Raw genomic sequence first — 20,581 nt, forward strand, 5'->3', positions numbered from 1 at the left:
ACGTGAACCTCGCCAAGTCCGCCGCCCTGTTCGTCGCGGCCACCGCCCTGCTCGCCGGCTCCACGGTGGCGGCCACCGCCGCCGCACCGGACAGCCTCCAGCAGGTGGCCGACCACGTCCTCGCGGGCCACCCGAAGCCCCTCTCCGTCTCCGCCGACACGGTCCGCTACGACGGCCTGACCCTCACCAAGGCCCCGAAGAACAGGTCCGCCGCGAAGGACCTCGACTGCGCCTACGGCCACCTGTGCATGCTCGTCAACGGCACCAAGTTCGACTTCTACAAGTGCCAGACCTGGAACCTCGACAACTGGACCGGCGACGGCCCCTACACCAACAACCAGACCCCGGGCACGGTCGCCAAGTTCTTCAACCAGGACGGCAGCGTCCGCTGGACCTCCACGGCCTACGACGCCGGCACGGCCACCTGGGACCCGATCTGGTCCCTCCGCCCCTGCTGACCTGACACGACGACGGCCTCCGACCTCCCGGGGGAGGGCCGGAGGCCGTCGCGGTGCGCGGATGTCACCGACTGTGCGTGGTGGGGCGTACCGCCTGGGGGCGTCAGTGGAAGAAGTGGCGCGTTCCCGTGAAGTACATCGTCACGCCTGCCTTCTGCGCGGCTTCCACGACGAGTTCGTCGCGGATCGAGCCGCCCGGCTGGACGATCGCCCGGACGCCGGCGTCGATGAGGATCTGGGGGCCGTCGGGGAAGGGGAAGAAGGCGTCGGAGGCCGCGTAGGAGCCGCGGGCGCGGTCCTCGCCGGCCCGCTCGACGGCCAGCTTGCAGGAGTCGACGCGGTTGACCTGGCCCATGCCGACGCCGACCGAGGCGCCGTCCTTGGCCAGCAGGATCGCGTTGGACTTCACCGCGCGGCAGGCCTTCCAGGCGAAGGCCAGCTCGGCCAGCTCCGCCGGGGAGAGCGCCTCGCCGGACGCCAGGGTCCAGGTGGCCGGGTCGTCGCCCTCGGCCTGGAGGCGGTCGGCGACCTGGAGCAGGGCACCGCCGTCGACCTGCTTGATCTCGACGGCGTTCGCCGGGCCGTCCGGGGCCTTCAGCACCCGGATGTTCTTCTTCTTGGTGAGGGCCTCCAGGGCCCCCTCCTCGTAGTCCGGGGCGACGATGACCTCGGTGAAGATGTCGGCGACCTGCTCGGCCATCTCCTTGGAGACAGGGCGGTTGACGGCGATGACGCCGCCGTACGCGGAGACCGGGTCGCAGGCGTGCGCCTTGCGGTGCGCCTCGGCGACGTCCGCGCCGATCGCGATTCCGCACGGGTTGGCGTGCTTGATGATCGCGACACAGGGCTCGTCGTGGTCGTACGCGGCACGGCGGGCGGCGTCCGTGTCCGTGTAGTTGTTGTACGACATCTCCTTGCCGTGCAGCTGCTCGGCGTCGGCGAGGCCGCCCGTGCCGTCGACGTAGAGGGCGGCGGGCTGGTGCGGGTTCTCGCCGTAGCGCAGGGTGCTCTTGCGCTCGAAGGTGGCGCCGAGGAAGTCGGGGAAGCCCGAGTCGTCGGCGGGGGCGTAGCCGGTCGCGAACCAGGTGGCGACGGCGACGTCGTAGGCGGCCGTGTGCTGGAACGCCTCGGCGGCCAGGCGCTTGCGGGCGGCGAGGTCGAAGCCGCCGTCCTGGACGGCCGCGAGCACGTCGGCGTAGCGGGCGGGGTCGGTGACGACGGCCACGGACGGGTGGTTCTTGGCGGCGGCGCGGACCATGGAGGGGCCGCCGATGTCGATCTGCTCCACGCACTCGTCGTCCGAGGCGCCGGAGGCGACCGTCTCGCGGAACGGGTAGAGGTTGACGACGACGAGGTCGAAGGGCTCGACACCCAGCTCGGCGAGCTGCTCGCGGTGGCTGTCGAGACGCAGGTCGGCGAGGATGCCCGCGTGCACCCGCGGGTGCAGGGTCTTGACCCGGCCGTCCAGGCACTCGGGGAAGCCGGTCAGCTCCTCGACCTTGGTGACGGGGACGCCGGCGGCGGCGATCCGGCCGGCCGTGGAGCCGGTGGAGACCAGCTCCACACCGGCCGCGTGCAGGCCGCGCGCGAGGTCTTCCAGCCCGGTCTTGTCGTAGACGCTGACGAGCGCCCGGCGAATGGGCCGCTTCGTGCTCTCGGCGGTGGCGGTCACTGGATAACTACCTTTCGTCCCTCAATGCGATGGCCGTGCCGGGCGAGCCGCCCCACGACCTCGACGAGCAGCCTTCGCTCGACTTCCTTGATGCGCTCGTGCAGCGCGCTCTCGTCGTCCTCGTCCCGGATCTCCACCACGCCCTGCGCGATGATCGGCCCGGTGTCGACGCCGTCGTCGACGAAGTGGACGGTGCAGCCGGTGACCTTGGCGCCGTACGCGAGTGCGTCACGGACGCCGTGGGCCCCCGGAAAGCTGGGGAGAAGGGCCGGGTGGGTGTTGACGAAGCGTCCGCCGAAGCGGGTCAGGAACTCCTTCCCGACGATCTTCATGAACCCGGCGGAGACCACGAGGTCGGGCTCGTGGGCGGCGACGGCCTCGGCGAGCGCCGCGTCCCACTCCTCCCGGGTCGCGTAGTCCTTGACCCTGCGTACGAAGGTCGGCAGCCCGGCCCGTTCGGCACGGGCGAGCCCCTCGATGCCGTCGCGGTCGGCCCCGACGGCGACGATCCGCGCGCCGTACGACTCGGCTCCGGTGCGGTCGATCTCGTCCAGAAGCGCCTGGAGGTTGGTGCCGGATCCGGAGACCAGCACGACGAGGCGCTTGACCGCTGGGCCAGCGGGGGTGGCGGCCACGGTGGGGCCCTTTCTCGGGGAAACTGTGGAACTTGTACATTCGTACGAATGCTTCGTGTCCCTCGATACGGGGAACTCTACGAAGCAGCCGACCGTCAGCAACGATACCGGCACACTGGACAACCCCCACGGGGCGGGGGCGGGGCCGGAAGGTAGCGTCTGCGAGGAGCGGGTTCGGGAGTGTCGGGAACGCGGTTGTCGTGCGGTGCGTTCACGAAGTGACCGCCCGTTCCGTACCAGTCGGATTCACCTAGGGGAAGACGCTCATCTTGATGCCGGACCGCAGCCCGCGACTCCTCACGCTCCCCCCGCAGTCGGCGCCGGCCGGGGCGCACGTCACCGTGGTGCTGCGGGAGCGGCCGACCGCGCCGCCGGAGGCGTCCGGGAACGGACGGAACGGCGGCCGCCCGAGCGGTGAGCGCGGGGACGACAATCCGTTCGCGCCCCCGCCGGAGGGCTCCCCGGACCGCCCCTGGCAGCCGCGCCACCCGGAGGGGACGGGCGACGCCCCGGGTTCCGATGCGGGTCAGGGGCACGGTCCGGGTCAGGGGCACGGTCCGGGTGCTCCGTGGGGGAACCAGTGGAGCGACCGGCAGCCCGGGCGCTCCCCCGGCGGCTTCGGTGAGCGGCCCGGCGGCGGCCCGCAGGGCGGTCCGCAGGGTGGTCCGGGCGGCCCCGGTGGGCCCGGCGGGTCCGGCATGCGGTGGGATCCGACCGACCCCGCGCAGCGCCGCGCGCGCTACGCCCTGCTGTCCGGCATGTGGTCGGTCTTCTTCGTCCTCTTCGGCTGGCCGTACGTCGCCCTGCTGCTCGGCGCGCTGGCCCTGTACTGGGGTACCAGCGCGCTGCGCGCCACGTCGCGCCCGAACGGCCCCGGCACCCCGGCCGTCGGTCCCGGCCGCCCCCAGCTGACAGCGGCCATCGGCGGCCTGATCACCGCCTCCCTGGCACTGCTGCTGGTGGCGTCGACCTTCACGGTCCAGCTGGTCTACCGGGACTACTACACCTGCCTCGACGACGCCCTGACCCACGAGGCCAAGCAGTCCTGCGAACAGCTGCTGCCGCAGCAGCTGCGCGGGGTGCTGGGGGCCGAGAACGGCTAGAGGCCGTCCTTCGGCGGCTCCGGTGCCCGTTCTGGTCCCGGTTCCGGTTCCGGCGACACCTCCCGTGCCGGTGTGCGGTCCGGGTCCTGCGGCGTGGGCTCCTCGAGCTGTGTCCGGGGTCCGGCCGGAGGCCACGGCGCCGGCGGCCAGGGGGTCGGCGGCGCGGGGGGTGCCGGGGGCTGTCGTACCGGGTCGTCGGGGAGGGGGAGGTCATCGGGGGCTGCCGCTTCCCTGAGGGCTGCCACTTCTCTCAGGGCCGCCGCTTCCTTCAGGGCCGCCCAGCGGGAGGCGCGCGCGAGATCGTCGTGCCAGTCCGAGGGGTAGGGGTCGGCGGTGGCGTCGACCGGAAGGACCTCGTACATGTCGTCGGCGTCGATGTCCCCGGCCTCGGCCGCACCCGCGTCCTTGGGCGACACCGGCGGCACCGGCTGCACCGGCTGCACGGAGGACGTGGACTTCTCGACGGGCGCCGGCTTCTTGTCCGCTTTCCTGTCCGGCTTCTGGTCCGGCTGCTTCACCGGCTCCGCTCCCTGCACGGGGATGGCCGCCCCCCGCCCGCGCCGGCCGCGCAGCCGCCACGCCCGTACGACCAGCGCGACCGGCAGGCCGGTCACCGCCGTCCACGCCCCGGCCGCTCCGCCGGTCTGCCACCACACCGGACCGAAGCGGACCAGCGCGGCCACGCCCAGCGGGCCGCCCGCCAGCTCGGCGAGCAGCGCGAGGATCCCGGCGCAGAGCCCGGCCGTGAGCAGCACCACGGCGGCGGTACGCCCCGCCGACCAGCGCATCTGTGGGGGCTCCCCCGGCTGCCCCCGCGCTGGCCGCCGTACGGACGCCCGCGCCACGAACCATCCCGCCGTCACCCCGGCGGTCAGCGGCACCAGTCCCGCCGCCCAGTTCAGCGGTGTCCCGGCGCCGGGGTCGGGCACGGCCGCGAGCAGCGGGAACGGCGGCAGCAGCGGGGCGGGGTCGGAGACGAGCGCGTGGATCGGGTGCCCGGCGCCGAGCGTGAAGCCCGGGCCGAGGGCGTAGGAGTCGGCCCACACCGCCGCGTTGGGGATCAGCGCGATGCCGAGCAGCAGCACGGCGAACCGGCCCGTCCAGCCCTCCGTCAGCTGGAGGAAGGAGGCCCGTGCCGTGTCGCCGTGCCACGCCAGTGACGTGCCGAGCAGCAGCGCTCCGCCGCCGAAGAGCACGGCGGTCGCCGCACCGGCCGCGCGGACGGCCGTACCGAGCCGGGCCCGGGCGTCCGCGCCGAACACCAGCCGCCGCACCGGCCCCGGCAGTACCACCAGCACGCTGAGCAGGGGTTCGCGTGGGCGGCCGTGCGCCGTCCACACTCCGGCGGCGGCCGCGCCCGCCGCGACGAGCGGCAGACAGACCGTCACCCAGGGCCCTTCGGGGCGCAGTTCGCCGCCCGAGCAGTAGAGGGTGGCCGCGCCGCCGACGGCGAGGTAGCCGAGGACCACGCCCGTCCACACGGTCCGGGCCGGCACCGGGGGCGGTCCGTCGGGCTCGGTGGGGGCGTCCGTGGCGTCCCGGGCCGCCCGGTACACCAGCCACACCGGCAGTGCGAGCAGCAGCAACGGCGTCACCCCGACCGGCAGGGGGGCGCCGGAGAGGGTCTCGGTGCGGACCAGTTCCACGCCGTGCGCCAGCAGCCACAGCGCGGCGGCGACATGCAGCGCGCCGTCCGGCCCGCTGTCCGGGTACGGCGAGCTGATCCACATCCCGAGGACGAGCACGGCGAGCGAGCCGAGGCCGAGTCCGGCCGCGACCACACCGGCCAGGAGGCTCGCGGCCAGCCCGGGCGAGCGGTCGCGCACCCGGGCGAGCAGGGACGTCGGCGACGGTCGGCGAGCGGTCATCTGGGTCACCCCGCCATGCTCCCAACGACACGCGCTTTCCCGTCGTAACAGGCGAACCTCCGATGTGTCGCTCAATATACGTTTATGTTCTTTTTCGCACGGAAGGACGGTGCCGCACGGTGACGACGCAGAGCACTGCCGGCCCGCTGCCGCCGCCGAAGGAACGCCGACGCCTGCGCGCGGCCCGCTCTCTGACACGGGATCAGGAGCCGTCGGCGCCGGAAGCGGAGGGTCCGGCGCCGCTGACGCCCGCTCAGGCCTTCGACGCGCTGTACGCCTTCTGCGCCCCCGCGCTCGTACGCCAGACCTATCTGCTCACCGGGCGGCGCGAACTGGCCCGCGAGACCGTGGAGCGGGCCTTCCAGCTCGCCTGGCAGCGCTGGCCCGAGGTGGCCGCGGACCGGGACCCGGCGGGGTGGGTACGGGCGGTGGCGTACGACTGCGCGCTCTCCCCCTGGCACCGCTTCCGCCCGCGCTACCGCACCCCGGAGCCACCGCCCGCCGACCCGGCGGACCGGGCGCTGCTGCACGCCCTGCTCCGGCTCCCGCCCTCCTACCGCCGCACCCTCGTGCTGTACGACGGGGTGGGCCTCGATCTGCCGGAGACGGCGGCGGAGACGGAGGCCAGCACCCCGGCGGCCGCCAACCGGCTGACCCATGCGCGCGAGGCGGTGGCCGCGCGGGTGCCCGAGCTGGCCGACACCGCGCTGCTGCACCGGCGGCTGGCCGAACTGGCCTCCACGGAGCGGCTGCGCGCGGCGCGGGCGGAGCCGGTACGGCGGGAGTGCGAACGCCGGAACGCGTTCTGGACGCGGGCGGCGATCGCGTTCACGGTGACGATCATCGGGGCGACGACGCTCACGCTGCGGACGGCGCCGACGCACTACGAGGCGCCGATCGCCCCGGCGCAGGCGGTACGGGGTGTTCCGGCGCCGGTCGCCCTGGGGCCGCTGTCGCGCGAGCAGCAGGCTCTGCGGGCGAAGCTGCGCGCCACGCCGGGCGGGCGGGAGAGGGTGCTGCCGGAGGCGTGGTGAGGGCCGGTGTCCCCTGTGGGGCCTCCGCGGGGCTGCCGATACGCCGGTAGGCCCGTCCCGGGGAAGCGGGACGGGCCTACCGGCGTTCTACTGCTGCGACGCTCAGGCGCTCAGGATCTCCCGAGCCAGCTTCGCCGTCTCGGTCGGCGTCTTGCCGACCTTGACGCCGGCGGCCTCCAGGGCCTCCTTCTTGGCCTGTGCGGTGCCGGAGGAGCCGGAGACGATGGCGCCGGCGTGACCCATGGTCTTGCCCTCGGGCGCCGTGAAGCCCGCGACGTAGCCGACGACCGGCTTGGTCACGTTCTTCGCGATGAAGTCCGCGGCACGCTCCTCGGCGTCGCCACCGATCTCACCGATCATGACGATCAGCTCGGTGTCGGGGTCGGCCTCGAACGCGGCGAGCGCGTCGATGTGCGTGGTGCCGATGATCGGGTCGCCACCGATGCCGACGGCGGTCGAGAAGCCGATGTCACGCAGCTCGTACATCATCTGGTACGTCAGCGTGCCGGACTTCGAGACCAGGCCGATGCGGCCCGGCTTGGTGATGTCGCCCGGGATGATGCCGACGTTCGACTGGCCCGGGGTGATGATGCCGGGGCAGTTCGGGCCGATGATCCGGGTCTTGTTGCCCTTCTTGCCGGCGTACGCCCAGAAGTTCGCCGAGTCGTGCACGGCGATGCCCTCGGTGATCACGACGGCCAGCGGGATCTCGGCGTCGATGGCCTCGACGACCGCGTCCTTGGTGAACTTCTCCGGCACGAAGATGACGGAGACGTTGGCGCCGGTCTTCTCGATGGCCTCGGCGACCGTCCCGAAGACGGGTACCTCGGTGCCGTCGAAGTCCACGGTCTGACCCGCCTTGCGCGGGTTCACGCCGCCCACGACGTTCGTGCCGTCCCCGAGCATGAGCTTGGTGTGCTTCATGCCGGTGGCGCCGGTCATGCCCTGGACGATGACCTTGCTGTCCTTGTTGAGCCAGATAGCCATGGTGTGTTGGTGTCCTCGTCCTGAGTGCTTACTTGGCGGCGTGGGCCAGCTCGGCGGCCTTGTCGGCCGCGCCGTCCATGGTGTCGACGCGCTGCACCAGCGGGTGGTTGGCGTCGGTGAGGATCTGCCGGCCCAGCTCGGCGTTGTTGCCGTCGAGGCGGACGACGAGCGGCTTGGTGACGTTCTCGCCGCGGTCCTCGAGGAGCTTCAGGGCCTGCACGATGCCGTTGGCGACCTCGTCACAGGCGGTGATGCCACCGAAGACGTTCACGAAGACGGACTTGACGTCCGGGTCGCCCAGGATGATCTCCAGGCCGTTCGCCATCACCTGGGCGGAGGCGCCACCGCCGATGTCCAGGAAGTTGGCGGGCTTGACGCCACCGTGGTTCTCACCGGCGTACGCGACGACGTCCAGGGTGCTCATGACGAGACCCGCGCCGTTGCCGATGATGCCGACCTCGCCGTCGAGCTTGACGTAGTTGAGGCCCTTCTCCTTGGCGGCCGCCTCGAGCGGGTTGGCGGCAGCCTTGTCGTGGAGCTCGTCCCACTCGTGACGGAACTCGGCGTTGTCGTCCAGCGACACCTTGCCGTCGAGGGCGATGACGTCACCGGAGGCGACCTTGGCCAGCGGGTTGACCTCGACCAGGAGGGCGTCTTCCTTGATGAAGGTGTCCCACAGGCGGATGAGGACGTTCACGACCTTGTCGGCGACCTCGGCCGGGAACTTCGCGGCCTCGACGATCTCACGGGCCTTCGCCTCGTCCACACCGTCGATGGCGTCGATCGGCGTCTTGGCGACGGCCTCGGGGCGGGTGGCCGCCACCTCCTCGATCTCCATGCCGCCCTCGACGGAGGCGATGGAGAGGAAGGTGCGGTTGGCGCGGTCCAGGAGGAAGGAGACGTAGTACTCCTCGACGATCTCCGGAGCCGTCTCGGCGATCATCACCTTGTGGACCGTGTGGCCCTTGATGTCCATGCCGAGGATGTTCTCGGCGTGCTTGACGGCCTCGTCCGTGGAGGCGGCCAGCTTGACGCCGCCGGCCTTGCCACGGCCGCCGACCTTCACCTGGGCCTTGACGACAGACTTGCCACCGAGGCGCTCGGTGGCTGCGCGGGCCGCCTCAGGCGTGTCGATGACTTCACCGGCCAGCACCGGTACATCGTGCTTGGCGAAGAGGTCCCTCGCCTGGTACTCGAACAGGTCCACGCGCTTCCGTCCCTATCAGTGATCTCGCGGTTCGTTGGATGCGTGGGCGTGCCGCGAAGGGCAACGTGACGTCCGCTTGTCACAAGGGAGGCGCACACGGTGTCCGAGCGCGCGGCATGTCCGTCTCGCAGGTTATCTCTGCTTGCGGGGGGCCTCTAAATCGCGGGTCACACCCGAGCGGTGATACCTGTCACATGATGCCGGGTTTCCTGACACAGGGTGCCGTAATCCATGTGAATCGCAGTGATCTGCTCCGCACGGGCCGAGGGCGTTCGGCCGTCCGGGTGCACCCGCCCCGGCGGCCTCCTGCCGCTCCGGAGCCGGTGTCACACCGGGTCCGGTATCGGCAGCGGCCGCTTTTCCAGGGCCGCCGCCATCACCTCCGGGAACAGATCGGGGGTGCAGGCGAAGGCGGGCGCGCCGAGCGCCGCGAGCGCCGCCGCGTGCTCCCTGTCGTAGGCGGGCGCGCCCTCGTCGGACAGCGCCAGCAGCGTCACGAACTGCACCCCGGACGCCTTCATCGCCGCGACCCGCTTGAGCATCTCGTCGCGGATGCCGCCCTCGTAGAGGTCGCTGATCAGCACCACCACGGTCTCGGCGGGCCGGGTGATCTGCGCCTGGCAGTAGGCGAGCGCCCGGTTGATGTCCGTGCCCCCGCCCAGCTGGGTGCCGAAGAGCACGTCGACCGGGTCGTCCAGCTGGTCGGTGAGGTCGACCACCGCGGTGTCGAAGACGACCAGCCGGGTGCTGATCGACCGCATGGAGGCGAGGACCGCGCCGAACACCGACGCGTAGACCACGGACGCGGCCATCGAACCGGACTGGTCGATGCAGAGGACGACCTCCTTCCGCACCGATCGCGCCGCCCGCCCGTAGCCGATGAGCCGCTCCGGTACGACCGTGCGGTGCTCGGGGAGGTAGTGCTTGAGGTTGGCCGCGATGGTGCGGTTCCAGTCGATGTCGTGATGGCGCGGGCGGTGCACACGGGCGCTGCGGTCGAGGGCGCCGGTGAGCGTGGCCCGGGTGCGGGTAGCGAGCCGCTTCTCCAGCTCCTCGACCACCTTGCGCACCACCGCGCGCGCCGTCTCCCTGGTCGTCTCCGGCATGGCCTTGTTGAGCGAGAGCAGGGTGCCGACCAGGTGGACGTCGGCCTCGACCGCCTCCAGCATCTCCGGTTCCAGCAGCAGCGAGGCGAGCCCCAGCCGGTCGATGGCGTCGCGCTGCATGACCTGGACGACGGAGGACGGGAAGTAGGTGCGGATGTCCCCGAGCCAGCGCGCCACGGACGGCGCCGACGCCCCGAGCCCCGCCGCACGGTCCCGCCCCGCCTGCGGTCGGTCCCCCTTGCCGTAGAGCGCGGCGAGTGTGCCGTCCATCGCGGCGTCCCGGCCGGAGAGCGCGCATCCGGTGCCGTCGGCCTGGTCGCCGCCGAGCACCAGCCGCCAGCGCCGTAGCCGCTCCCGCGCCGGGTCACCGCCCGCGTCCAGCGCCGTCACGGTCGATTCGCTCGTCGTCATGTCCCCACCCCCGCAAGGCTGTTGTCGTCCCTCGTCGCCGGCTCCCCGTCCAGGCCCAGCAGCAGCCGCAGCACCGGCAGCACCGCGTCCGCGCGCTCGGTGTCGGGATCGGCGGCGAAGCCCGGTGCCGTGCCGGTCCCGGCCGGCCGTCCGTCCGGCGCCCCGGGTCCGCGCCGGACCAGCTCGCCGAGCGTGCGGCGCACACCGGGGTCGTACGCCGCGAAGGTGCGCCGCAGCAGCGGCAGCACGTCGACGAACGCCTCCGCCGGTACGGCCGTCAGCCAGCTGTCGACCAGGCCGAGCAGCCGCTCGTCGTGCACCAGCAGCATCCCGCCCCCGCCGCCGACGAAGCCCTCGATCCAGGCGGCGGCGTCGGCGGGCGGGGTGCCCGGGGACAGCGCCAGTCCCATGAACCGCGCCGCCTCCTCGGGCCGCACCGCACCGTCGTCCAGCAGCAGCCGCACCGCCCGCCCCCGGACCACTCCGGGCACGCTGTCCCGCGACGACAGCGTCCGCAGCACGGCGCGCCAGCGGCCCCGCAGATCGCCGTGTCCGCCGGCGGCCGGTGTCTCCGCCAGCATGGCGACCGCGGTGTGCACGGCGTCCACATGGCCGCGCATCTCCTCCGCCGCGTCGGCGTCGAGGGCGGCGCAGGCCGGTGGCAGGCCGACGAAGATCCGCTCGGCCAGGGCCGCCGCGACCCCGCTCAGCGCGCCGGTGTCGGTGCCGCGGACGTCTCCGTAGCGCAGCGAGCGGACCAGGGCGGGCAGCGCCTGGGCGAGGTGGCCGACGTCGGTGGCGAGGGCCGCCCGGTCGGCGAGCACCCGCATGACCACGGGCAAGGCGTCCGGCAGGCCGGCCAGCAGGCACCGCTCGGCGAGGTCGGTGACCTCGGCGAGGGCACGCGCGGCGGTGGCGTCCGCCTCCGCCTTCGCTTGTGCCGCGGCGAGCACGGTCGTCCCCCAGACTCCCGCCTCGGCCACCCGCACCGACAGCTCCGGCTCCCAGCGCAGCCGCCAGGTCTCCCGGAAGGTGCCCGTGCTCCCCCGGGACCGGGACGGCTCGCCCCAGTCGATCCCGAGCAGCCGCAGCCGGTGCAGCAGTCTGCTGCGGGCCGTGTCGGTCTCCTTGCGCAGGTCCAGCTCCAGCTCGCGCTCGAGCGCCTCCGGCTTGAGCCGCAGGGTGCGCTGCTGCTTGGCCAGGTCGCGCTGGAGAGGTACGGCGGGGGCCGCGTCCGGGACCTCGCCGAGGACGTCCCCCACCACCAGCCGGTCGTGCACCAGCGCCAGCGGCACGTCCGAGCCGTCGCACATCACCGCGCGCACCGCGTCGGTGGTCTCCCCCAGGCCGGGCAGCGGGCGGCCGCGCATCGCCGCGAGCGTCTCGGCGAGCCGTACGGCCTCGATGACGTGCGCGGAGGACACGATCCGGTCCTCCTCGCGCAGCAGCCCGGCCACCTTGGTCAGCCACCGTTCCACGGGGCGGTCGGGGGCCCGGAACAGATGGCCGTACCAGCCCGGGGAGTCGATGCCCGCGCCGTATCCGCCCGCCCGGGCCAGCCGGCGGTGTGTCCAGGGCACCCAGGTCATGTCGGTCTTGACCTTGGGCAGCCCCTTGAGCAGGGCCCGGTCGGCGGTGACGGTGGTCCTCTGCCGCAGCGCGGGCACATGCCAGGCTCCGCAGACCACGGCCACCGCGTCGCCGAACTCCTTGGCGGCCGCGCGGAGCCGGAGCCGCATGTGCGCCTCCCGCACCAGGTCCCGGGGGCGCCCGCCCACGCCGTAGCGCTCGCGCAGCGCCTCCATGGCCTCGGCCAGCGCCGCGAAGGGGGCGAACGGGTCCCGGTCGCCGGGCCCCCGGTGCTCGACGACGTCCTCCCACCAGCGCTCGGGGTCGTCGTACCCGGCGGCCTCGGCCAGCACGGCGAGAGGATCGACCCGGACGTCCTCCGCGGCCCCGGCCGCGTCCGCCCCGGCCTCTGCGTCGGCGGCGCGCGGCTCCCCGGGCTCCCCGGCCCCCTCTGCCTCCTCCCGGTCCTGCCAGGCGAGCGTGTGGACCGCCGGGAGGTCGATGAAGCGGGCCGTGACCCCGTGCTCCAGGGCCCAGCGGACGGCCACCCACTCGGGGCTGAACTCGGCGAACGGCCAGAACGCCGAGCGGCCCGGCTCGTCCACGGCATGGGCGAGGAGGGCGACCGGCGGCCGCATCCCGGGGGCGGCGGCCAGCGGGATCAGCGCGTCGGCCTCGGGCGGGCCCTCGATCAGGACGGCGGCCGGGCGGGCGGCGTCCAGCGCGGCCCGCACCGCGCGCGCGGAACCCGGCCCGTGGTGCCGCACGCCCAGCAGGAGCGGCCCGCCCCCGGATCCGGTGGGCCGGCTCGGGCCGGTCATGCGCTCACCTCCCGGCAGGCCCGGTAGAAGTCGGTCCAGCCGTCGCGCTCGCGCACCACGGTCTCCAGGTACTCCTGCCAGACGACCCGGTCGGCGGCCGGATCGCGGACGACGGCACCGAGGATGCCGGCGGCGACATCGCCGGGGCGCAGCATGCCGTCGCCGAAGTGGGCCGCGAGCGCCAGGCCGTTGGTGACGACCGAGATCGCCTCGGCCGTGGACAGCGTGCCGCTCGGCGACTTCACCTTCGTACGGCCGTCGGCGGTGATGCCGTCGCGCAGCTCGCGGAAGACGGTCACCACCCGGCGGATCTCCTCGATGCCGTCGGGCGCGGCCGGCAGGTCCAGGGAGCGGCCGAGCTGCTCGACCCTGCGGGTGACGATGTCGACCTCGGCGTCGGCGCTCTCGGGCAGCGGCAGCACGACCGTGTTGAAGCGGCGGCGCAGGGCGCTGGACAGGTCGTTGACGCCCCGGTCGCGGTCGTTGGCGGTGGCGATGAGGTTGAAGCCGCGCACCGCCTGGACCTCCTCGCCCAGCTCGGGGACGGGCAGGGTCTTCTCGGACAGGATCGTGATCAGCGTGTCCTGCACATCGGCCGGGATACGGGTCAGCTCCTCCACCCGGGCCGTCATGCCCTCGGCCATGGCCCGCATGACGGGGCTGGGGACGAGCGCGTCGCGGCTCGGGCCGTGCGCGAGCAGCTGCGCGTAGTTCCAGCCGTACCGGATCGCCTCCTCCGGGGTGCCCGCGGTGCCCTGCACGAGCAGCGTGGAGTCGCCGCTGACGGCGGCCGCCAGATGCTCCGACACCCATGTCTTGGCGGTGCCGGGCACGCCCAGCAGGAGCAGGGCCCGGTCGGTGGCGAGCGTGGTGACGGCGACCTCGACGATCCGCCGCGGGCCCACGTACTTCGGTGTGATCACGGTGCCGTCCGGCAGGGTGCCGCCGAGCAGGTACGTCGCCACCGCCCACGGCGACAGCTTCCAGCGGGCCGGGCGCGGCCGGTCGTCCTGCGCGGCGAGCGCGGCGAGTTCGGCGGCGAAGGCGTGCTCGGCGTGCGGGCGAAGCACCTGTGCGCCCTCGCCGCGCTGCGTTTCAGCGGTCGTCGGTTCCACGGTCACGGTCATGGCTGAGGCCCCCTCCAGCTCGGCCGGTTCGGTCTGGCATCCACCGTGCACCACGCCACTGACAATCGCTCTGACCTGCACAAACGCTCTCGCCGGGCCGATTGTCAGTGGGGGGACCTACCGTCGGTGGCATGACTGAGCACGGGGAGCGCTGGACCGTGGAGCAGGTGCTGACACTGGCGCCTGACGCCGCGTCACGCACAGCGGGGAGCAGGCTCGGTACGGCCGGGCCGTGGTCCGGGACGGGGTGCGGGAAGGAGACGGTGTGGGGGCTGTGCAAGGGCAGCGGCAGCAAGCCGTACCAGACGGTGGTGGACCTCGCCGGGCCGGCGTACAGGTGCAGTTGCCCCAGCCGTAAGTTCCCCTGCAAGCACGCGCTCGGGCTGCTTGTGCTGTGGGCGGGCGAGGGGGGCGAGGTGCCGCCGGCGCAGCAGCCCCCGGACTGGGCCGAGCAGTGGCTCGCGGGCCGGCGCAGCCGCACGGAGAAAGGGGAGAACGGCGAGGGCGGGGAGGACGGTCGGGCGTCGGCCGACGGCGGTTCCGCCGACCCGCAGGCGGCGCGGCGCCGGGCCGAGCGCCGGGCCGAGCGGGTCACGGCGGGCGCCACGGAGCTGGAGCAGCGCCTGGCCGACCTGCTGCGCGGCGGCCTGGCCGCGGCCGAGCAGGCGGGGTACGGCCTGTGGGACGAGACGGCGGCCCGCATGGTCGACGCCCAGGCGCCCGGACTGGCCGCCCGGGTGCGGGAGTTGGGGGCGATACCGGCCTCCGGCGCGGGCTGGCCGGCGCGACTGCTGGAGGGGTGCGCGCTGCTGCACCTGCTGGACCAGGGCTGGCTCCACCGCGACCGGCTGCCGGACGCGCTCGCAGCCACGGTCCGCGCCCGGATCGGCCTGCCCGGCACGGCGGACGGCCCGCCGGTGCGCGACCGCTGGCTGGTCCTCGCCCAGTACGACACGGTGGACCCGAAACTGACGACGCGCCGGATCTGGCTGCACGGCGCCGCCTCCGCAGACACCCGGCTGCTGCTGTCCTACGGCGCGGCCGGCCGCGCCCCCGAGCTGTCCCTGCCGGTCGGCCTGGCGCTGGAGGCGGAGCTGTCCGCGTACCCGGGCGGCGGCCAGTCCCGGTCCGCACTGGGCGAGCGGTTCACCGCGCCCGCACCGGCCGGGTTCCGCCCGCCGGGGGTGGACACGGGCGAGGCGGCCGCCCGGTACGGCGCGGCGCTGCGCGACGACCCGTGGCTGGAGGCGGTCCCGGTGACGCTGGAGGGGGTGATACCGGTCCAGGACGGCGACCGGTGGCAGCTGGCCGACGCCGACACCGACAGCGCGCTGCCGCTGACCCCGGCCGCCCGCTCCCGCCCCGGCCTGTGGCGGCTGGTCGCGCTGTCCGGCGGCGCGCCGGTACGGGTCTTCGGGGAGTGCGGTCACCGCGGTTTCACCCCGCTCACCGCCTGGGCGGAGGGGCCGGGCGAGGCGGTGCCGCTGTGCTGACCGGGCCTGCCTCCACGAAGACGAGCGGACATCGCGCACCCCACCGGAAGGGACGGCCATGAACGCGTTCTCCCCCACCAGTCCTTCACCCGCCCCCGCCTGGGACGACCTGGTCACGGCCGCCCTCCTCGGCACCGACCGGCGGCCCGCGACCCGCGGCGCGGCCGGGCGGCCGGCCCCGGTCGCCCTGCTGGACGAGGCCGCCCTGGCGACCGTACGGCGGCGGGCCGGGCTGCGTCCCGGGCGCGCCGCGCGGCGGCCGGAGCGGGCACCCGAGGACCCACGCCCCGCACTGCCCGCGGCGGCGGAGCGCAGACTCCTGACGCTGCTCGCCGACCGGTCCGGCGGCGCGTCCGGGGGCCGCCGGGGCAGCTCCCCGGACCTGACGGAGCTGCTCCCGCAGTGGCTCGCGACAGCCAACGCACAGGGGTACGCGGCGCCGCCGCAGACCCTGCCCGCCCTGCTGGACGCGGCCCGTGGCCGTACGGATCTGCGCCCGGCGGCGCTGGCGTTCGCGGGCCCGCGGGCGCTGTGGCTGGCCCGGTTCAACCCGGACTGGCGGTTCGCCCTGCGCGCGGCCCCCGGCGGCGGCATGTCGCTGCCCGGGCCCGAGGACGACGAGGGGACCCGGCGGCTGTGGCAGGAAGGGCTGTTCGCCGAGCGGGTGGCCCTGCTCGGCGCGCTGCGCGCCCGGACCCCGGCACACGCGCGCGAGCTGCTCGCCTCGACCTGGGCGACGGAACGCGCGGAGGACCGGCTGATGTTCCTGGACTCGCTGCGCCTCAATCTTTCCGCGGCGGACGAGCCGTTCCTGGAGCAGGCGCTGGCCGACCGCAGCCGCAACGTCCGGGCGACCGCCGCCGAACTGCTGTCCGCGCTGCCGGGTTCGGCGCTGGCCGCGCGCATGGCCGTACGGGCCACCGCGTGCGTGGCCGTGGACCGTACCGGGGACGCTCCGGTGCTCGTGGTGGAGGCGCCGCACGAGTGCGACGCCGGCATGGAGCGGGACGGCGTCGTGGCCAAGCCGCCCACGGGCCGGGGGGAGCGGTCGTGGTGGCTGGGGCAGCTGGTGGAGGCGGCCCCGCTCGGGATCTGGCCGGGGCGGCTCGGCGGGCGCACGGCCGAGCAGATCGTGGCGCTGCCGGTGGCGGACGGCTGGCAGGGCGAGCTGCACGCGGCCTGGTGCCGGGCGGCGGTCCGGCAGCGGGACGCCGAGTGGTCACGGGCGCTGCTCGGCTCGCCGTCGGCGCCGGAGGCGGGCGGCCCGGGCGCGGTGTCGCTGGCGGAGCGGTCCAAGCTGCTGGCCGCACTGGAACCGGCGGAACGCGCCGAGTGGGTCGCCGGGTTCATCGCCGTGCACGGCCTGTCGGAGGCGTTCCAGGCGCTCGGCGTGTGCGCGGTGCCGTGGGCCGGACCGCTCGGCCGGGCCGTGGTGGACGCCCTCAACATCGCCCGGGACGCGGGGAGTTACCCGTGGAGCTTCAGCGGGGTGATGGGGCTGGCCGAGCGCTGCCTCGACCCGGCGGAGGCCGGCCGGCTCCAGGCGCTGCTCGCGATACCCGACGAGCGCGAGGACGCGGCGCCGGGCGCCGGGGGCTACTGGGCGGAGGCGTTCCAGCGGCTGGTCACCACACTGCGGTTGCGCTCCGCCATGACCGAGGAGCTGACGAGGGCCGAGTGATCCGTCCCGGGCACCGGGCACCGGGCACCGGGCAGTGAGCGCTGTTCACCGGCCATCGAGCAGGCGATCACGTTGCCCGGCCGTCGCGTCCGCAGTCCTGTCCGCGGCGGACGGCACCGCACAGCTCCCGGCGTGCCCCGGTCCGGCCGGTGGTGCCGCTCGCCGGCTCGCCCCGGCCCGGCCCGGTCCGCAGCGCCCGGAATCCGGCCGGATCCCGGACCTGACCGCTCAGTTCCCGGACGCCGCCGGCTGGCGGACGTTCTCCCGCACCCACTCCACGATCGACGTGGTCGTCGCGCCCGGCGTGAAGATGGCCGCGACGCCCTTCTCCTTCAGCGGCGCGATGTCCTCCTCCGGGATGATGCCGCCGCCGAAGACCAGGATGTCCTCGGCCTCGCGCTCCTTGAGCAGGTCGATGACCGCCGCGAACAGCGTGTTGTGGGCGCCGGAGAGGATGGACAGGCCGATCGCGTCGGCGTCCTCCTGGATGGCGGTGTCGACGATCTGCTCCGGGGTCTGGTGGAGCCCGGTGTAGATGACCTCCATACCGCCGTCGCGCAGGGCGCGCGCGATGACCTTGGCGCCGCGGTCGTGGCCGTCGAGCCCCGGCTTGGCGACCACCACGCGGATCGGACCGGCTGCCACACCCATCACTGCCTCCATCACAGGACCACGGAAGCGATCGCTTCCGTCCGTACCGACAAGTACCGCACTTTTGATGCGTTCCGCCACCGTCACGAAGTGAACGAACGTTATCCACAGCATCCCGCAACCGGCAGTTTTACGGGGGGCACCGAGGGGGAAATCACATGGTGGGACATGAGGGCACACGGGGGAGCGGGCCGTCCTCCGGCGTGCCGACAGGAGGTCGGCCATGAAGGTCACCGGGGTAGTGCCGCTGTTCCTCCCGCTGTGCCGTCGGCTGTGGCCGGGCAGACTGGCCGGACTCTCCATGGCGCTGCTCAAGGCGACCGCTCTCGAGGCCGCGATCCTGACCGGACATCTGCTGCTGTATCCGACCGGCCTGTCCCAGGAGCGCCGCGCGGCCGACCCGCCCGCCGCGGACGGCACGGCACAGCTGCCGGTGCGGCCGGGACCGCCGGTGGTGCTGCTGCACGGCTTCATCGACAACCGCTCGGTGTTCGTGCTGCTCCGCCGCCATCTCGCCCAGCACGGCCGACAGCGGGTGGAGTCGCTCAACTACTCTCCGCTGACCCGGGACATCCGCATCGCGGCGGAACTGCTCGGGCGGCACATCGAGGAGCTGTGCGAGCGCACCGGCAGCGCGCAGGTCGACATCGTGGGACACAGCCTCGGCGGCCTGATCGCGCGGTACTACGTGCAGTGCCTCGGCGGCGATCTGCGAGTGCGCATGCTGGTCACCCTCGGCACGCCGCACTCCGGGACCCGGGTGGCGCCGCTGGCCGACGCCCATCCGATCGTGCGCCAGATGCGGCCGGGCTCCGCGGTCATCGAGGAGCTGGCCCGGCCCGCGCCCGGCTGCCGTACCCGCTTCGTCAGCTTCTGGAGCGACCTGGACTCCATCATGGAGCCACTGGAGACGGCCTGCCTGGACCATCCCGATCTGGACGCGCAGAACATCCGGGTCTCCGGCATCGGGCATCTCGCCCTGCCGGTCCATCCGGCCGTCGCGGCGGGGATACGCGAGGCCCTCGACTCGGCACCCGCCGGGGACCGGAGCGCGGGCGGTCTGACGGTGGCGTGAGACGCGGTCCGGCACCGGCCCGCCGGTGACGCACGGTCACCCATCCTCGAACGCTCATCGAACAGAAGGCCAAGGTCGAGTCCGGCCTCCCCCGAAACACGGCCGATTGCCCGTTTCCCGCCACCTCGAAACCGGCCGAAGATTGTCGCGCCCGTATACCGCCGGGTACAGTCGCCGCACTGCTCTGGCAGCCCCTGTTGTCGAGGCGAAAGAGAAGTTGGTGAACGACCGTCACCCGTCGGGGACCATGACCACCCCGGCCCCGGCTTCCGACGCCTCCACCGCGCACTACGCGCCGTACGGCACACCGGAAGTCCCTTACGACGACCTCACCACGTACGGCGGCCACGGCGCCACCGGATTTCCCGGCGGCGCCGGGAACGGCACGGCCTTCGACACGGACCCGCTCTTCGGCAGCCTCCCCGGCGACCCGCACTCCACCGGCGCGTACGACACCACGCAGTGGCAGACCGGCACCGGCCAGGTCCCGGCCCACGACGCGTACGCGGCCCAGCACCACACCGGCTACGACTCCGGCGCCTACGACAGCACCGCCTGGACCTTCCCCGCGCAGGCCACGGGCAACGAGGTCAGCGGTGAGTGGGACGCGAGCGCCTGGCTCCAGCCCGAGCAGTCCGGTGCCGCCGACGCCACCCAGCAGTGGGAGTGGGGCACCCAGGCCTTCGACACCGGCGCGTACGACGCCACCCAGTGGAACCCGGCCGAGCAGACGGCCGTACCGGCTGAGTCCGAGCAGGGTGCCGAACCGTTCGACCAGCAGCCCACGGCGACGTTCGAGCAGGTGCCGTACGACGACCCCGGCGCGGACGAACTCCCCGAGCAGCCCGAGCTGTTGGAGGAGCAGGAAGAGGTCACCCCGGCGCCTTCGACCCGCGCGGGTGCGCGCGGCGGGGCGCGTTCCCGGCGCCGTACGCCCGCCAAGCGCTCCGCGCTGCTGACCGTCGCCGTGCCCTCCGCCTGTGTGATGGGGGTCGCCGGGATCGCCGTCGCCTCCGTGGGTGCGCTGACGGACGACGGCAAGGACACCACCGCCACGGCCTCGGACGCGCACGCGGTGCAGCCCTCGGTCGCCAACAGCAAGCTGGACACCCAGCTGCGGACGCTCTCCGCCGGCGCCGACGACTTCGCCGACCGGGCGAGCCGTACCCAGGAGCGGATCGACCTCAAGAACCAGCAGGAGCTCCAGAAGAAGAAGGCGGCCGCGGAGGCCGCGCTCAAGGAGCGGCTGCGGCCCAAGTTCGTGCTGCCGGTGACGCAGAAGGGGCTCAGCGCCTACTTCGGCCAGGCGGGCGTGAACTGGATGTCGGTGCATACCGGCATCGACTTCCCCGTCGCCTACGGCACCACGGTGATGGCCGCCACCGACGGCACCGTCACCACCAAGTGGAACAGCGCCTACGGCAACATGCTGATCCTGACGGCGAAGGACGGCACGCAGACCTGGTACTGCCACCTGTCCAGCTACCGCGTCCCCTCCGGTACGACCGTGAAGGCCGGCGATCCGATCGCCTACTCCGGCAACTCGGGCAACTCCACCGGCCCGCACCTGCACTTCGAGGTGCGGCCGGCGGGCGGGGCGGCCATAGACCCCCTGCCGTGGCTGCGCAGCCACGGCCTGGACCCGACGTAGGGCACCGGACGGACGGCCGCCGGTGCCGTCCC

Annotated in this window: 16 protein-coding genes; 7 read left to right on the forward strand and 9 right to left on the reverse strand. The window is 73.8% G+C overall.

Annotated features, from left to right (window positions below; all coding sequences use genetic code 11):
* Window positions 1-2: 2 nt before the first annotated feature.
* Window positions 3-458 (forward strand): hypothetical protein, encoded by a 456-nt coding sequence (locus ACWCV9_RS20985; RefSeq protein WP_385843459.1) that lies wholly within the window; start codon window positions 3-5, stop codon window positions 456-458.
* A 103-nt stretch (window positions 459-561) separates the two neighbouring features.
* On the opposite strand, the gene purH is transcribed toward ACWCV9_RS20985, so the two are convergent.
* On the reverse strand, window positions 562-2,130 hold the full coding sequence (gene purH, locus ACWCV9_RS20990; RefSeq protein WP_450788573.1) for a bifunctional phosphoribosylaminoimidazolecarboxamide formyltransferase/IMP cyclohydrolase: 1,569 nt from the start codon (window positions 2,128-2,130) through the stop codon (window positions 562-564).
* On the reverse strand, window positions 2,127-2,765 hold the full coding sequence (purN, locus tag ACWCV9_RS20995; RefSeq protein ID WP_450788575.1) for a phosphoribosylglycinamide formyltransferase: 639 nt from the start codon (window positions 2,763-2,765) through the stop codon (window positions 2,127-2,129). Before purN ends, purH begins: the two co-directional genes overlap by 4 nt.
* Before the next feature lie 272 nt (window positions 2,766-3,037).
* Between purN and ACWCV9_RS21000 the strand changes: the two genes are divergently transcribed.
* Window positions 3,038-3,868 carry a hypothetical protein gene (locus ACWCV9_RS21000; protein WP_450788576.1) on the forward strand — a complete coding sequence of 277 codons (831 nt, stop codon included), beginning with the start codon at window positions 3,038-3,040 and terminating at the stop codon, window positions 3,866-3,868.
* Here ACWCV9_RS21000 and ACWCV9_RS21005 read toward each other — a convergent pair.
* Window positions 3,865-5,736, reverse strand: a complete 1,872-nt coding sequence (locus ACWCV9_RS21005; RefSeq protein WP_450788577.1) for a cell division protein PerM — start codon at window positions 5,734-5,736, stop codon at window positions 3,865-3,867. The two genes, ACWCV9_RS21000 and ACWCV9_RS21005, sit on opposite strands and share 4 nt — an antisense overlap.
* A 62-nt stretch (window positions 5,737-5,798) precedes the next feature.
* On the opposite strand from ACWCV9_RS21005, the gene ACWCV9_RS21010 reads away from it, so the two are divergent.
* Window positions 5,799-6,770, forward strand: a complete 972-nt coding sequence (locus ACWCV9_RS21010; protein ID WP_450788579.1) for an RNA polymerase sigma factor — start codon at window positions 5,799-5,801, stop codon at window positions 6,768-6,770.
* Window positions 6,771-6,872: 102 nt separating this feature from the next.
* Here ACWCV9_RS21010 and sucD read toward each other — a convergent pair whose 3' ends face one another.
* The 5 genes from sucD to ACWCV9_RS21035 all read right to left on the reverse strand — a co-directional run bounded on the left by sucD (window position 6,873) and on the right by ACWCV9_RS21035 (window position 13,998).
* Window positions 6,873-7,757 carry a succinate--CoA ligase subunit alpha gene (gene sucD / locus ACWCV9_RS21015; RefSeq protein ID WP_450788581.1) on the reverse strand — a complete coding sequence of 295 codons (885 nt, stop codon included), beginning with the start codon at window positions 7,755-7,757 and terminating at the stop codon, window positions 6,873-6,875.
* A 28-nt stretch (window positions 7,758-7,785) separates the two neighbouring features.
* Entirely contained in the window at window positions 7,786-8,964 is a 1,179-nt protein-coding gene (gene sucC, locus ACWCV9_RS21020) for an ADP-forming succinate--CoA ligase subunit beta (protein WP_450788582.1), read from the reverse strand.
* Window positions 8,965-9,290: 326 nt separating this feature from the next.
* A complete protein-coding gene (locus tag ACWCV9_RS21025; RefSeq protein WP_450788584.1) occupies window positions 9,291-10,481 on the reverse strand; it encodes a VWA domain-containing protein in 1,191 nt (396 codons plus the stop codon).
* Window positions 10,478-12,871: a DUF5682 family protein gene (locus ACWCV9_RS21030; RefSeq protein ID WP_450788586.1), complete on the reverse strand. Its 2,394-nt coding sequence runs from the start codon at window positions 12,869-12,871 to the stop codon at window positions 10,478-10,480. Before ACWCV9_RS21030 ends, ACWCV9_RS21025 begins: the two co-directional genes overlap by 4 nt.
* The gene (locus ACWCV9_RS21035) at window positions 12,868-13,998 is read right to left on the reverse strand and encodes an ATP-binding protein (protein WP_450788588.1); all 1,131 of its coding nucleotides are present in this window, start codon (window positions 13,996-13,998) and stop codon (window positions 12,868-12,870) included. Before ACWCV9_RS21035 ends, ACWCV9_RS21030 begins: the two co-directional genes overlap by 4 nt.
* 131 nt (window positions 13,999-14,129) lie before the next feature.
* Here ACWCV9_RS21035 and ACWCV9_RS21040 point away from each other — a divergent pair, with 131 nt between their 5' ends.
* A complete protein-coding gene (locus tag ACWCV9_RS21040; protein WP_450788590.1) occupies window positions 14,130-15,491 on the forward strand; it encodes an SWIM zinc finger family protein in 1,362 nt (453 codons plus the stop codon).
* Window positions 15,492-15,549: 58 nt separating this feature from the next.
* The gene (locus ACWCV9_RS21045; protein ID WP_450788591.1) at window positions 15,550-17,172 is read left to right on the forward strand and encodes a DUF5691 domain-containing protein; all 1,623 of its coding nucleotides are present in this window, start codon (window positions 15,550-15,552) and stop codon (window positions 17,170-17,172) included.
* 228 nt (window positions 17,173-17,400) lie between these two features.
* Here the strand turns inward: ACWCV9_RS21045 and ACWCV9_RS21050 are convergent, their stop codons facing one another.
* Window positions 17,401-17,823 (reverse strand): cobalamin B12-binding domain-containing protein, encoded by a 423-nt coding sequence (locus tag ACWCV9_RS21050; RefSeq protein WP_385843437.1) that lies wholly within the window; start codon window positions 17,821-17,823, stop codon window positions 17,401-17,403.
* A 223-nt stretch (window positions 17,824-18,046) separates the two neighbouring features.
* Between ACWCV9_RS21050 and ACWCV9_RS21055 the strand changes: the two genes are divergently transcribed.
* Together ACWCV9_RS21055 and ACWCV9_RS21060 are read left to right on the forward strand one after the other, a co-directional pair.
* The gene (locus ACWCV9_RS21055; protein WP_450788594.1) at window positions 18,047-18,898 is read left to right on the forward strand and encodes an esterase/lipase family protein; all 852 of its coding nucleotides are present in this window, start codon (window positions 18,047-18,049) and stop codon (window positions 18,896-18,898) included.
* Between the two features lie 220 nt (window positions 18,899-19,118).
* Window positions 19,119-20,549 (forward strand): M23 family metallopeptidase, encoded by a 1,431-nt coding sequence (locus ACWCV9_RS21060; RefSeq protein ID WP_450788596.1) that lies wholly within the window; start codon window positions 19,119-19,121, stop codon window positions 20,547-20,549.
* Window positions 20,550-20,581 lie beyond the last annotated feature (32 nt).

The sequence above is a fragment of the Streptomyces sp. NPDC001606 genome, assembly GCF_053596835.1.

Excerpts from the sequence above, each read along its gene's own strand:
- ACWCV9_RS21000 (WP_450788576.1), top strand. The coding sequence starts at position 3,038 with ATGCCGGACCGCAGCCCGCGACTCCTCACGCTCCCCCCGCAGTCGGCG.
- ACWCV9_RS21005 (WP_450788577.1), bottom strand. The coding sequence starts at position 5,736 with ATGACCGCTCGCCGACCGTCGCCGACGTCCCTGCTCGCCCGGGTGCGC.
- ACWCV9_RS21010 (WP_450788579.1), top strand. The coding sequence starts at position 5,799 with ATGTGTCGCTCAATATACGTTTATGTTCTTTTTCGCACGGAAGGACGG.
- sucD (WP_450788581.1), bottom strand. The coding sequence starts at position 7,757 with ATGGCTATCTGGCTCAACAAGGACAGCAAGGTCATCGTCCAGGGCATG.
- ACWCV9_RS21025 (WP_450788584.1), bottom strand. The coding sequence starts at position 10,481 with ATGACGACGAGCGAATCGACCGTGACGGCGCTGGACGCGGGCGGTGAC.
- ACWCV9_RS21030 (WP_450788586.1), bottom strand. The coding sequence starts at position 12,871 with ATGACCGGCCCGAGCCGGCCCACCGGATCCGGGGGCGGGCCGCTCCTG.
- ACWCV9_RS21035 (WP_450788588.1), bottom strand. The coding sequence starts at position 13,998 with ATGACCGTGACCGTGGAACCGACGACCGCTGAAACGCAGCGCGGCGAG.
- ACWCV9_RS21040 (WP_450788590.1), top strand. The coding sequence starts at position 14,130 with ATGACTGAGCACGGGGAGCGCTGGACCGTGGAGCAGGTGCTGACACTG.
- ACWCV9_RS21045 (WP_450788591.1), top strand. The coding sequence starts at position 15,550 with ATGAACGCGTTCTCCCCCACCAGTCCTTCACCCGCCCCCGCCTGGGAC.
- ACWCV9_RS21050 (WP_385843437.1), bottom strand. The coding sequence starts at position 17,823 with ATGGGTGTGGCAGCCGGTCCGATCCGCGTGGTGGTCGCCAAGCCGGGG.
- ACWCV9_RS21055 (WP_450788594.1), top strand. The coding sequence starts at position 18,047 with ATGAAGGTCACCGGGGTAGTGCCGCTGTTCCTCCCGCTGTGCCGTCGG.